Genomic DNA, 13,559 nt, shown 5'->3' on the forward strand with positions numbered 1-13,559 from the left:
GGTGACTCAATGGCCCTGTTCCATGGCTTCGGCCAATTGGTCCATGAGCTGCACATTGATCGGTTGGTTTCCTGTTGCGGAAGCGGTGGCAAGAAAGTCGATGCCTTCCAGAAGGATCGCCATGTCCACCACGGCCCAAGCGGTCAAGGGTCCGCTTTCGGGCAGGTCCGCATGCGCCGGTGCCATACCGTTGCGGAGCAAACCGGAACCCATGCTCTTGAAAGTGAATGCGGGGTCTCCGTCATCCAACTCTCCATCCCCGTTGCCATCCACCCGCCCCGATACCACCAGGAAACAATGCCCGTCCGTGGTGTTCCCGCTGTACATCGGTGCCAACCCGCCCAGGGCCGCGGTCGTCGCAGGGTCCGAATGATTCAGTGCGGGGCTCAAGCCGATATTGAACCGAAGTTCATGCAGGTGATGACCATGCAGCTCCCCGAGCAGAAAGAAGTTCTCCGCGGAGGCATCGACCAGCAAGCAGGATTGGGGGAAGTTGGCCACGGTCGCCCCGAAGTCATCCACCCCGTAAGGTGCCGAGAGCACGATCAGCAGCGTATCCAGCCGGAAATCGTGGCCCGCCGCATCGGTGTAGATACTGCCCAATTCATACACATGGGCGTTGTGGATGAACGCCACGCCAAGGGCCAGAGTACCATGATCGCTGGGCGCCACGGGCCCATCGTACCCATCATTGCGACACGCAGGGAGCATGAAAATGCTCGACACAATGAGGATCGCCAAACGCCACGACCACGAAGAGGGCCCAGGAATGATGCTCAGCATAGCCGTTAAGGACCACTTCGCCGGTCCATGTGGAAAGGTAGGTACCGAACGAAGGCTGGAACCGTGCTGTTCGATCCCAAGCGGTCCATTTTGCGTGGATCGGAGGAATTCCAAGGAAGTGCTGGTGATGAAGCATATACCCTTGCAGGGGCCGGTCCGCTCGCTGGCGGAGTGTTCCCTCCGGTCAAGCCTTTGAGGCCTGCCGTACATGGCGCTGGTATGGCATGGCCTTCACGAAGACGGGTGCCAGAGGAGGGGGCAACCCGTTCCGGGAACGCCCGTTGAAGCCGCTAATTTTCGCCCACCATCGGAACCATGCGCGCCTTCATCAAGCGTTTCCCCGTCCTTGCCTTCGTACTGCTCACCCTTGCCTACCAGTTCCTGGTGGTGGGGATCGTGTGGTGGCGACTGCCCGAAGGCGGCCACATGCACGACGACGAGACGGCCCATATGGTGTTCCGTTTCCGGGTCTTCGGTCCACTCGCCTTCGTGGTGCTGCTCACCGCCTACCTGGAGGGCATGGCCGGACTGCGGACACTCTTCGGCGGCTTCGTCAAGTGGCGCGTGCCGGCCAGGTGGTACGCCATAGCCATCTCGTGGAAGTTCCTGTTCACCTGGGTGGGCATCGGTGTGCTGGCGCTGTTGGGCGTCCGCGCCTGGCCCGGCTTCTTCGTGGACAACATCCTGGGGGGCGACCACAGCAACCTGATCAACCTGACGAAGAACCTGCCCTTCATCGTGGGCATCGCTTTCGTGGAGGAGACCGCCTGGATGAAGTTCTCGGTCACCCGCCTGCAGGACCGTTACAGGGCGCTCCCCGCCTGCCTGATCGTGGGGGTGGCCTGGGGCCTGTGGTACCTGCCCATGCTGCTGGTGGGCGAGGGCGTACCCGATGGCTACCCCTGGCCGGTGTTCCTGCTGAGCATGATCTGCCTCACCGTGCTGCTTGGCTGGACCTACAACATGACACGGAGCGGCACCATTCTGCTGATCATGCAGGTGGTGAGCAACTGCGCCTTCTTCCTGATCCCCGTGCTGCCCGGTCTGCATGCCATGGATGCCACCTATGTGAACGCCTTCGTGGGAGCCAATCTGACCAGCGCCATCCTCATTGTGCTGGTCTTCGGCTGGCGTGAAATGGGCCGCCGTGAACGCGCGACCTGGAGCGAGGCGCACGCGGAAACACTGGCGGCCTTGTCCGGCGACGAAGCACGCCCCGTGACCGCCTGAGGGGAGGATCCGCTTCCGCAGTTCAGGTGATATGCGCGGCCTTGGTCGCCAGACCCACACCCACCCCCTCCACACCGGACCGCGCACAAGAGCTGTCCCACGGCCAGCGCTCAATTGGCGCAGGTCATGCCAACCAAGGGGAAGGTGGGCTTGGCAGCCATGCCCCGATCGCCACTCGTACCGGCAGCCTCGACGGACCCATGGTCAAAACTTGATGAACCGACCCCTGGCGACCATGCCCACCTCATCGCGCAGCAGCACGAAACAAGGCCCTGCGGGGAATGCGGTCACATCCAGCAGCCCTCCGCGCGCATCACCCTGGTGCAGCAGGCGCCCCTGCCCGTCGAACACCTCGATCGTGCGCCATTGCTCCGCGGACCATTGGATGCGATCGGTGGCCGGGTCGGGCCAGAAGACCACCGGTCGTTGCTCCTGTTCCGCAATGCCCGTGAAAGGCATGACCCTCGCCATGCGGTAGCGTACCTGGTTGGTGGACATCTCGCTCCAGATGAGGTGGAAGGCGCCATCGGCAAAGGCGATATCCGGTGTCCGCTGGTTGCCGGCGAGCACAACGTTCACCGTATCGGGCACGCTGAGGCCCGCGGGACCCGTAACACTCCAGCTGAAGAGGATCTCACGTGCTCCCAGGGTATTCTGCTCCCACACTACGCCGATGGTGTCGCCATGGCCGGCGATGCGCGGAAAGTTCTGCGCGTATCCGGAGGGCTGCCCGGGATGAACGAGCCTTTGTGCGCCCGCTTCGAGGTCCGTGGCATGTGCGCTGCGCAGGTAGACCTTGAAGCCGTTCTCCGCGCCGGACATCCAGACGTACCGGATGCTATCCCCCACGAAATGGCCTGCCGGTCCGCTCGCCGGACAGGAGTTGATGAACCAGGCGGTGGCATCCACCTCCTTGCCCACGGGAAAGGTGACGCCTCCGTCCGTGGACGCAGCGGCCCAGATGTTCCGCTGGTGGCCCACATCGTTGCGATACAGGGCCACCGCCCGCGCACCATCGGCCACCACCTGCCCGGGGCAACAGTCGCAGGCTTCACCCTCGCTGAAGGGTGTGCCCACTTGCACGGGCTCGAGGAACGCATCACCGGACAGCCGTGTGACCACATGCCGTGGTTCGTTCCAGCCACTGGTGAATTGCATGTACTGCACGATGGGCGTATCCGGGTGGGGCAAAGCGATGGAAGGGAAGCGCGACACCAGGCCGTCGTAGGGGTCCACGCGCAGGGTGTCGCCCCAGGTGAGGCCGCCATCGTCACTGCGGCGCACATACTGTGGCCGGCTCTCCTCGGGCAGGGCGCTCATGGCCACCCACACCGTATTGCCGTGCGCGGCGATGCCACTGCCCATCCAATCGGCCACCGAAGGCGCCCAACCGGGTCCGCTCAGCTGCGTGGCCGGGCCGAATGCGTCCCCCTCCCCCACGGCCACGAGGTTCGCGTTGGGGCCGCTGCGGCCCCAGAGCACCACCGGTCGTCCCTCGCCATTGATGACGATGCGTGGCCGCAAGGCGCCGGTGCCTGTTGCGTTCACATCGATCGGATCGCCCCAGTCGAGCAAGGCTTGCTGGCCCATTGTCCATTGCACAAGGGCCAAGGCAAATAGCAGATGGATGCTTCGAGAAATGTGGGCGGGCATGGTCATCGTTGTTCGTCCGTGATGGTGAAGGTATACTGGACCGATGCGGCCAGCCCATGCACCATCACTGGCACGGCTCGCTCAGGGCTTTCGGCCGAACAGTGCATAGCCCTCATTCCGATACACTTCATGGGGAAACCATCGCCCCAGCGAAGGCGATGCGCCGATATCCTCCGTACGCACCAGGAGATGGGTGACCGCATACGCATCCAACGCTGCGCCGATGTCCGCCGAGGTGTCGCGCAGGCCCTGCAGCATGGCTTCCCTTGCGGCCATGCGTGGCTCCGGCACCACATAAGGGTTGGCCATGGAACTGTTGGTGGCCACTGTCTTGCGGGCCGACGCCATGAGCACGCGCATGCTCAGTTCCTCATCGCATAACACCACGGACGTCCAAGGCAGGGCGACCAGGCGATCACGCATCTCCGCCTCGTGCACCGAAGAGGAGCGATCCAGTCCGCGTTCGCGCACCAGCACCAGGTCGGGGCGATGGGCATAGGCGGGAAACACGGCGATGAAGACCAGAGCGAGCAAGAGAGTTCCCCACCCAGTTGCGGCTTGACCCTTTGGGTCCGGTTTCGAGCGCCACCGCATGGCCAATTCCACCGACCACCAGAAGCCCACGCCAAACCCGATCGCCAACAGCGCCTTCAGGTAGAAGTAGAAGTGGAAGGACGGAACGGCCATGGGCAGACCGATGTCCCATTGCTGGCCCATGACCACGGCGGCATAGGCATAGGCCATGAGCAACAGGCAAAGCGGCACGCACCAGCGTAGCAGGCGAACAGGTGTGGTGGCCTCCATGCGCCAGAGCCTGAAGATGCCCACCAAGGCGACGAGGTTGGCCCAATGCACATTGTGGAAGAGTATCAAGTTGGCGTGGCGGATCGACAACGGACGGTACGTGTAGGCGCTTGGAACGCGATTCTTCTGGTCGAGCAGGTAGTCCCCGATCACGTACCAGGTGAGCGGCAGACTGACGATGATGAACATGCCTCCTGCGACCAGCCCCTTGGCGATCTGGCGCATGGCGGCGCTCCTGTGGCCAGCGCGCAGTTCGCGCCAGGCCGGGCCCAACAACAGCAACATGGTCAGGAGCACCAACAGGATGGCCGGCGCGGCGTGGGACAGGAAGACCAGTCCGGCCATGGCCCCCACCAAAGCCCAGATCCTCGCATCATCCTTGTCGGCCGCCCAGGCCAGCAACATCAAGCCGAAGAAGAACAGGGACTGGCTGAAGATCATGGGCAGCAGCCAGGGCGAATAGGTGGCTACCGCCCAGCCGGGCTCCTGGCCCTGCATCAGGCACAGGTACGCGAGCAACGACGCCACGCCGGCGTAGGCCCCGAAAAAGCGCCGCGCCATGAGCCAGAATGCCAGGGGTGCGAAGATGTTGAGCCAGGCCCCCGCACGTGCCTGGAACACATGGACATCGAGGCCAAGCAGTTTCGCGCCAGCCGCCTCGATGGCGAATAGCAGGGGCGTGAACCACATCTTTTCACCCAGGTACAGGGGGTCCTCGCCATAATGTCCTTCCATGACACTGCGCACGAAGGAGATGTCGCGGTCGCTGTCCACATAATGGCTCCATGTAAGACCGCTGGTGGCCCGCACACCCGTGTAGAGTGCCAGTGCCAACATGAGTGTCGCCAGCAGGTCCGCGGCCCATGCGCCATGGGGGCGGGCTTCAGCAGCGGGATCGGTGCGTATCGCGGCCATGTGCGCTCATTGTTCGCGGCGCATGCGCACCTCTTCCGGATCGCCCATGCGCAACGCACAGCGATACCGGATCCGCGGCCCTGTCCAACCGCGGTAGCCGCGGATCCTCCGGTCCATGTCCGTGATGTCCGATCGCACCCAGCCACCGGCGCCATCCCACCACCAGCGTCCTTCAAGCCGGCCACCGGTCCCTTCATGGACGATCATGCGGCCATCGGTATCCAGTTCCACGCGTTGCGGCGCATCACATCGCCCGCCGATCGCCCAAGGCATCTCCAAGACATACACGCCGGCCACCTCCTTATCGCGGAGTTCCGTTCGGGACATGATGACAAGTGCGCACCCCACGGCCAACGCCAACAGGCCCCAGGCCATGCGGACCAACCACCACCTTGGCAAGTGTCCGGCCGTAGTACCTGTTGGGGTCATGCGTCTTCCCTGCTGGCCAGTGGCCGGAACAGAAGTGCGGGAAATTAGTGGGACCATTCCCACCGGGGCAAGCACGATCAGCCCTTGTCCACCACGCGCGGCACCTTGAAGTAGTCGCTGTCCTTGACCGGACTGTTCTTCAGCGCATCCTGCTTGGTGATGGTGGTCTCCGCCACATCCTCGCGCAACACGTCCGCCTCATCGGTCATGAAGATGAGCGGCTCCACGCCGGAGGTGTCCACCTCGTTGAGTTTCTCCACGAAGGTGATCACCCGCTCCATGTCGGCCAGGATGGCCTGACGTGCCGCGGGGTCGCTGTAGTCCAGTTTGGCGAGCTCCGCGATGCGGTCCAGGGTGGCGTCGTCGATCTTCATTTCCTTTTGCAGGTCGTTGGAGTTCGAAGGCTGGCAAAACGGATCGGGCCAAAGGCAACATCCAACCGTTCAACCTCCACTATCCTTGATCAATGGTCCTTCAATGACATCATAGACCCGCCGACGCAAACTTACCAGATCGGCATCCGTAAGGCCCTTGGTGGGAATGGGTGGATGGAGGACGGCGCGCGCGATGCCGGGCCGTGCGCGGCTGGTGAGGTACTCGGGTTCGCCAAAGAGCCGCCAGTGGTCAATGAACGTGATCGGAACAATGGGTACCTGCTTCTCGATGGCCAGGCGGAAGGCGCCGTCCTTGAAATGCTTCATGCGCGGCGCATGGTCGGGAATGGTGCCTTCCGGGAAGATGGCGATGCTGGTGCCTCGGTCCAGGGCCTGGGCCGCGCGGCGGAACGCCTTGGCGGCCTCGATGTGGCTGCCCCGGTTCACCGCGATATTCATGTCTTGGAAGAAGATGTTGAAGAGCGGCCACTTCAACAGCTCGTACTTGCCCATGAAGAGGAAGTAGCGCGGGATGACGTTGTACATCTGGATGATGTCCAGGTAGCTGCCGTGGTTGCAGCAGACCACATAGGGCGGCTCGGGCAGTGGGGCCAGGCGCTTCACCCGGAGCGGCACCAGGCTGGCCCATTGCAGGTAGTTGGCCCAGGCCCGCTTCAAGCGGAACGCCCTTCGGTAGCGCGCCGGTTTGTGCAGCAGCACGCGGAACGGGATGTAGAGCACCACCAGCGAGGTGAAGAAGACCAGCCCGAAGTAGAGCTTGTATATCCAGCGGAAAGGCAGGAACAGCCAGATGGCCACCGGACTCCGGCGGCTTTCACCATCCCGGACACGCGGGAGGTCCGATATCCGCGCAGCGCTCGACACGGCGGGCGAAGGTAGCGGGGCCCACGGGGAGGAGCCGGGGACGACTGGCCCGCTGCCGACAAGGGGGTCATGCGGTGCGCGGCGATCACACCGGTCAACTTGCTTTCGGGCCACCGGCCACGCGGTACATTCGCCGCCATGCCACGCATCCTCACCGGCATCCAGAGCACCGGCACACCCCACCTGGGCAATGTGCTGGGCGCGATACGCCCGGCCATCCAAGCCGCCAATAGCCCGGGGAACGAGTCGTTCCTCTTCATCGCGGACCTGCATGCCCTCACCCAGATCAAGGACCCCGCCGTACTGCGTGAGAACACCAGTGCCGTGGCGGCGGCTTGGCTCGCCTGCGGACTGGATACGGACCGCACCGTGTTCTACCGCCAGAGCGATGTGCCCGAAGCGACCGAGCTCACCTGGTACCTCAACTGCTTCTTCCCCTACTCTCGCCTTACCCTGGCACACAGCTTCAAGGACAAGGCCGACCGCCTGGAGGACGTCAACGCCGGACTCTTCACCTACCCCATGCTCATGGCGGCCGACATCCTGCTTTACGACGCGGACATCGTTCCGGTGGGAAAGGACCAGAAGCAGCACCTGGAATTCACCCGCGACGTGGCCGACCGCTTCAACCACCAGATGGGCGGGACCTTCGTGCTGCCCGATGCGCGCATCGACGAACAGGTGATGGTGGTACCCGGCACCGACGGTGAGAAGATGAGCAAGAGCCGGGGCAACCTGCTGCGGATCTTCGCCCCGGAGAAGGAGTTGAAGAAGGAGGTGATGGGCATCGTCACCGACAGCGCGCCCATGGAGGACGCCAAGGATCCCGAGGGCAACACGGTGTACAAGCTTTTCAAACTGGTGGCACCGCCCGATGCGGTGGCCGACATGGCCGCTAAGTTCCGCGCGGGAGGCTACGGCTATGGCCACGCCAAGAAGGAGTTGCTTGAAGCCTTGCTCGATGGGTTCCGCGAGGAGCGCGACCTCTTCCATCGCCTGATGACCGACCGCACCACCATTGATGCGGAGTTGGAGAAAGGTGCCGGAAAGGCCCGTGCCGTGGCGCGCGGTGTGCTGGCCCGGGTGCGCAGGACGCTGGGCTACGCCACGCCCTGAGGGCCCGCTGCTTGGTCGCCGAAGGTGATCCGCACCCCTGCCCGCGCCTTGTCCAACAGGCCGGCCAGCACGTTGATGCACAGGATGAGGCCCAGCATCTCCAACGCCTCCTCCAGTGCGGTGACCAGCACGAAGCGCGCATCGCCGTACAGGAAACAGTTGCCGGGCTGATATACGTCGCAGGGCAGCCAGTGGGGCGTGTTACCGGCCGCGCCACCGACCAACAACGCTTCAGCCAGCTTGCCGCTGTAGGCCTCGGCCACCACCGCCCCGGCGATATAGACCGCACCCGCCAGCAACAATCCGAGGCGCGTGCGTCCATCCTGGCGCAGGAACCAGGGCAGCAAGACCGCCACCAATACCATGGCCGCCACCGCGTATGGAATGATCCAGGCGTAGAACAGCCAGCCCATGCTGCCGATCCCCAGGCCGCCATCGTTCATCAGGTGCAAGGTGAAGACCATGAAACGCTCGTGGATCTGCGAGCCCTCATCGACCGCGAGGAAGCCCATCACAGCGGCCATCAGATACCAGCCCCAGCGCCCGCCCGTGGGGGCCACACGGCCCACCACATAGAACAGAAGCGCCGCGATGACGAAGAGCGAGATGTTGAACAGGGTGGGGATGTTCGCTTCGATGTCCACATCGAACAAGGTGGTGAGCGCGCCCAATGGGACCTTGAAGACCAGGTGCCCGGCGATCACCACGCCATGCATGAGAAAGAGCACGATGAGAACCGCCAACAAGACCCCCGTGATGCGCTTGCGGTACAAGGCGAAAGTCATGGCCGATCGACGGAAAACACGGGAATGCCCAAGGATGGTTGCGGCCGGGCAGGGCCACCAGCCATGCAATGTAGCGGAAAGGCGCGGCCAGCGACAACCTCAGTGGCCCGGATGCTGGCGATCCCGATGCTGGCGGTACAGCTGCTTCTGGGCGTCGTCCAGTTCGATCTTTCGGCCTTGGATGAAGGCGTGCGTGATATCGTTGCCGCGGATGTCCAGCGCGTCACCGCGTGAGACGATCAGCGTGGCGTCCTTGCCCACGGCCAGGCTCCCGAGCCGGTGATCGATGCCGAGGGTGGCGGCGGCGTCCAGCGTGATGGCGCGCAATGCATCTTCGGGGGAAAGCCCATAAGCGGCGGCCGTACCGGCGGTGAAGGGCAGGTTGCGCAAGCCCATGGCTTCCATGCTGCCGGCGTAGTCGAAGCAGAAGCGCACGCCCTTCTCCTTGAGCAGCGCCGGCAGCCGGTAGGGCAGGTCGATGTCGTCCTCGGGGCGCAACGGCAGACTGTGCAGGCGACGCAGGACCACGTCCACCTTGTTGTCGCGCAGCAGATCGGCCACCCGCCAGGCATCGTAGCCGCCCACGATCACGGTGCGCTTCACCCCTTCGGCCTTGGCGAACTGCACCGCCTCGGTGATCTCGCGGGCGGCATTCGCGCTCACGTAGAGTGTCTTCGATCCATTGAACACGCCGCGCATGGCCTCCAGGCGCAGGTCCACTTTCTCAGGTGCGGTGGTGGTGGCATAGGCCTTTGCCCGGCGGAAGAAGTCGCGCAACTCCTGGATCTTGCCGGCGCGTTCATCCTTCCTGCCTTGGTCGGTCTCATCGGGTTCCGCCCACCAGCCACGGCGATCATAGGCGGCGGGCCAACTCAGATGCACGCCGTCATCGGCACGCACGGTGGCCTCCTCCCAGTCCCAGGCATCCAGTTGCACCACGCTGCTAGTGCCGCTGATGGTCATGCCGCGCGGCACCACTTGCACCACGAGCACGCCGTTGGCGCGGATGGTGGGCACCACGCGCGAGTCGGCGTTGTAGGCGATGAGTGTGCGCAACTCGGGTTCCAGCCTGCCGATATCCACACGGTCCACGCTGGCACGCACGGCCTCGATCTCGGCCAGGCCCAAAGTGGTGTTGGCGCCGATGAAACCCGGATACACGTGCTGCCCACGCACATCGATCACGGTGTCGTACACCGCCTTCGCGCCGTAGTGGAAGCCCACGTAGTCGATGCGGCCATCGCGGAAGCCCACGGCGCCTTCATCGATCACCCGGCCATCCCCGGTGTGTACCGTGCCATTGGTGACGAGGATGGAGCGTGATTGCGGCGGAGCGGGTGTGGGTCGCTGTGCGTGGGTGGAGATGGCGGTGGCCATGAGCAGCATGGCCACCGCCATGCGGCTGGCGTGCGATGGTCGACGCAGTGTGTCGACGGTACAAGTGCCGAGCTCAAGATCCCGCATAGGCTCACCGGTCATCATCCATATCGTGTTCGTGTCCTTCTTCGCCGATGTCCTCGCAGCACCACAAGTGCTGGTGCTCACGACCCGCCCTGCGCACAGGTGCGCCTTCACCCTTGGCGGCGATCATGGCGCGCACCAGCCGGTCGCGCTCGGCGGCTATCCAGCGTCGCTGCTCGGCATCCCGTTCGGCATCGTAGTAGCGCACGCCATCCACCCAGGTCTGTTCGGCCTTCGCGCGGATGCTCAGCGGATGCTCGCTCCACAGCACCAGATCGGCGTCCTTGCCGGGCTCCACGCTGCCGATGCGGTGATCGAGCTTAAGCATTCGGGCGGGATTCAGCGTGACCATCTTCCACGCCTCCTCTTCGGGCACACCGCCATACTTCACCGCCTTTGCGGCCTCCTGGTTCAGGCGGCGGCTCATCTCGGCATCATCGCTGTTGATGCCCGTGTTCACACCGTGCATGTGCATCAGCGCCGCGTTGTATGGGATCGCGTCGTTCACCTCGAACTTGTAGGCCCACCAGTCGCTGAAGGTGCTGCCGCTCACGCCGTGGCGCTTCATCTTGGCCGCCACCTTGTAACCTTCGAGGATGTGCGTGAAGGTGTTCACCTTGAAGCCCATGCTGTCGGCCACATGCATCAGCATGTCGATCTCGCTCTGTACGTAGCTGTGGCAGCTGATGTGCCGTTGGCCCTGGAGGATCTCCAACAGCGCGTCGAGTTCCAGGTCCCTGCGGGGTGCGGTGGCCCGCTCACGGTCCCTTGGGCGCATCGCGTTCCAGGCGCGCTGTTCGCTGTCATAGTCCCTGGCGCGGTGGAAGGCCTCGTAGTACACCTGCTCCACGCCCATGCGCGTTTGGGGGAAGCGCGCCACCGGTGCGTTCCAATTGCTCTGCTTCACATTCTCGCCCAGCGCGAACTTGATGTGGCCCGGCGCGCCCCGCACCTGCATGCTGTCGGCCGCCTGACCCCAACGCAACTTGGTGATGGCACTCTGCCCGCCGATGGGATTGGCGCTGCCATGCAACTGCTGGATGGTGGTGACACCGCCCGCGAGGTTGCGGTAGATGTTGATGTCGTCCGGATTCACCACGTCACCGATGCGCACCTCCGAGGTGACGGCCTGCGTGCCCTCGTTCACGCCGCGCGAGATGGCGATGTGCGAATGCTCGTCCACGATGCCTGCCGTGAGGTGCTTGCCCGTGGCATGGATCTCCGTCACAGCGGGCTTGGTACGACCGGGGAACAACTGGCCCAATTCCAACCCATGGCCCACCGCCACGATCCTTCCCTGGTGCACCCACACATCGGTGTTGCGCAATATGCCCTGCGGCCCATTGGTCCACACCGTGACATCCCGGAACACAACGGTCTCCTGCTTGGGCATCTCGGTCCATCCGTAGCCCATCAATGGATAGGTGATCGCCCCGGGTGGATCGGGCTTCTTCACCGCTGCACTGTCTCCCGCCGGCCTGCCGCCCGCCAGCTCACCGCTTGCCGCTTTCTTCTCCTTCTCCGAGTTCGCCTTCCGGATGGCGCTCCATGCGAACCATTGTCCGCCGGGCTTCTGGCCTTGACCATCCCACAGTCCACCAGTGGCGTGGATGGTGCCATTCAACCGGATCAGGTCCTGCGGCTTGTCGCGCGGCGCCCAGCTGAGGCCGATCACCGGCCCCTGCCGCTCGAAGCGGGCCTTCACCGCCAGGCTGTCCGCCTCATCAGGGCGCCGCACCCTGGCTTCCAACTTGTCGCCCGCACCACTCATCTCCAGGAGCCAGATCTCGGCGGCGAGGTTCAGTTCGTAGATGCCTTTCAGATCGGGCACATCGGGATCGCTCACCACGAAGCGCTTGCCGCTCACCCAGGTCTCGTGCAGCGTGTTCCTCGCGTCTAGCAGATGCTTGGAAGTGATCAGGAAGTTCGCGTGCATGCCCGGCCGCAGGGCACCGATGCGGTCGTCCACTCCGAAGAGGCGAGCGGGGTCCGTGGTGAGCAGCTCGATGGCCCGCGCGCTGTCCAGCCCGCAGGCCACCAGCTTGCGCAGGTCCTTCCAAAGGTCCTTCAGGTCCTTCCGGCCATGGGCGGTGAGCGCGAATGACACTCCCGCCGTGTCGAGCATCATGGCGTTGAAGGCCGCCAGCTCCCAGTGCTTGAGCCTGGCGAAACTCACTTCCTGCGCATCGTAGGGGTCCTCCACATCGAAGGCCTCTGGCTGTGCGAAGGGCACGATCAACGGCATGCCGGTGGCCTTGATCGCCGCGAGCCGCGCATACTCGTCCCCGGTGCCCTTGATGATCCCCGGCAGTTGGAACTCGTCCAGGATCCGCGCCCATCGAAGTGATTCGTTGCGATCGGCCGCTTCGAGTACCAATCTTCCTTTCAGTTGATCGGCCAGGGCGGCCAGAACGGCGTCTGTCTCCCGGGGTTGTGCTTGGGCGGCATACCAGCGTGCATCCAGGATGGTCTGGCGGATGAGGGCGATCGTCCCCATCTGGGAGCTGGGGTAACTGTCCGGTGAACTGCCTTTGCGCAAACTGAGATGCGCGGCGAGATCGGCCTGTATCACGGACCTGGGCACGGCCTCATCGCTGAGCAGAACGGCGCAGGAAGTGCCGCGCGCGATGCCATCCATGCGGTGTGTGAAAACGGTGCCGAAGCCGGCCTTGCGCCATTCGGCGGCCTGCTTCGGATCGATGCGCAGGTGATCGTGCGCGCGGACGTCAGCGTTGAGCGCGCGGTTCCAATGGCGGGCGGCACGGTCCTCCTTGTCGCGGTCCTCACGCTTCAGCGCAGGAAGGCCCAGGTCGCTGTACGGATCGATCAGCGCCGGCCAGATGTGCAGGCCCTTGAGGTCGCGCACCACGGCGCCGGCCGGTATCGGGGCGCCGGCGCCCGCGGCCAACACCTTGCCGTCCTTCACCACCAAGGTGGCCCTGGCGATGGCCGTGCGCGCATCGGTGTGCAGCGTGCAATTCGTGAAGGCGATCAGTGCGGGGGCTGCGTCCTGCACATGGGCCGCAGGTGCGGTGGTTTGCGCACGCGACAGTAGCGCAAGAGATGCAAGGAGGAGCAGGAGGGTCGGGCGCAGCATGGGGTGGACGAAAGTAGGTGAAGGGGT

At 64.2% G+C, this 13,559-nt stretch carries 11 protein-coding genes; 2 read left to right on the forward strand and 9 right to left on the reverse strand.

Translation table 11 applies throughout. The annotated features are described in order from the left end of the window. Positions 1-6 precede the first annotated feature (6 nt). A complete protein-coding gene (locus tag KIT10_10240) occupies positions 7-711 on the reverse strand; it encodes a hypothetical protein (protein MCW5899638.1) in 705 nt (234 codons plus the stop codon). 387 nt (positions 712-1,098) lie between these two features. Between KIT10_10240 and KIT10_10245 the strand changes: the two genes are divergently transcribed. Beyond that, positions 1,099-2,013, forward strand: coding sequence for a hypothetical protein (locus KIT10_10245; protein ID MCW5899639.1), 915 nt, complete (start codon positions 1,099-1,101; stop codon positions 2,011-2,013). 204 nt (positions 2,014-2,217) lie between these two features. On the opposite strand, the gene KIT10_10250 is transcribed toward KIT10_10245, so the two are convergent. The 5 genes from KIT10_10250 to KIT10_10270 form a co-directional block, all read right to left on the reverse strand. Beyond that, positions 2,218-3,603, reverse strand: a complete 1,386-nt coding sequence (locus KIT10_10250) for a hypothetical protein (GenBank protein ID MCW5899640.1) — start codon at positions 3,601-3,603, stop codon at positions 2,218-2,220. Between the two features lie 144 nt (positions 3,604-3,747). Next, complete coding sequence (locus KIT10_10255) at positions 3,748-5,385, reverse strand: hypothetical protein (GenBank protein ID MCW5899641.1); 1,638 nt, start codon at positions 5,383-5,385, stop codon at positions 3,748-3,750. Between the two features lie 6 nt (positions 5,386-5,391). Then, positions 5,392-5,712, reverse strand: a complete 321-nt coding sequence (locus KIT10_10260) for a hypothetical protein (protein ID MCW5899642.1) — start codon at positions 5,710-5,712, stop codon at positions 5,392-5,394. A 179-nt stretch (positions 5,713-5,891) separates the two neighbouring features. Further along, positions 5,892-6,188 (reverse strand): Asp-tRNA(Asn)/Glu-tRNA(Gln) amidotransferase subunit GatC, encoded by a 297-nt coding sequence (gene gatC / locus KIT10_10265; protein ID MCW5899643.1) that lies wholly within the window; start codon positions 6,186-6,188, stop codon positions 5,892-5,894. Positions 6,189-6,257: 69 nt separating this feature from the next. After that, positions 6,258-7,073: a 1-acyl-sn-glycerol-3-phosphate acyltransferase gene (locus KIT10_10270; GenBank protein MCW5899644.1), complete on the reverse strand. Its 816-nt coding sequence runs from the start codon at positions 7,071-7,073 to the stop codon at positions 6,258-6,260. 138 nt (positions 7,074-7,211) lie between these two features. On the opposite strand from KIT10_10270, the gene trpS reads away from it, so the two are divergent. Then, the gene (gene trpS / locus KIT10_10275; GenBank protein MCW5899645.1) at positions 7,212-8,189 is read left to right on the forward strand and encodes a tryptophan--tRNA ligase; all 978 of its coding nucleotides are present in this window, start codon (positions 7,212-7,214) and stop codon (positions 8,187-8,189) included. Here trpS and KIT10_10280 read toward each other — a convergent pair. From KIT10_10280 to KIT10_10290, 3 genes are all read right to left on the reverse strand, one after another. Continuing rightward, positions 8,174-8,974: a hypothetical protein gene (locus KIT10_10280; protein MCW5899646.1), complete on the reverse strand. Its 801-nt coding sequence runs from the start codon at positions 8,972-8,974 to the stop codon at positions 8,174-8,176. The two genes, trpS and KIT10_10280, sit on opposite strands and share 16 nt — an antisense overlap. Positions 8,975-9,073: 99 nt before the next feature. Further along, positions 9,074-10,372 (reverse strand): amidohydrolase family protein, encoded by a 1,299-nt coding sequence (locus KIT10_10285; protein ID MCW5899647.1) that lies wholly within the window; start codon positions 10,370-10,372, stop codon positions 9,074-9,076. A gap of 70 nt (positions 10,373-10,442) precedes the next feature. Next, complete coding sequence (locus KIT10_10290) at positions 10,443-13,532, reverse strand: amidohydrolase family protein (protein MCW5899648.1); 3,090 nt, start codon at positions 13,530-13,532, stop codon at positions 10,443-10,445. Positions 13,533-13,559: the final 27 nt, after the last annotated feature.

The organism is Flavobacteriales bacterium (assembly GCA_026129465.1).
Taxonomy (GTDB): domain Bacteria; phylum Bacteroidota; class Bacteroidia; order Flavobacteriales_F; family PHOS-HE28; genus PHOS-HE28.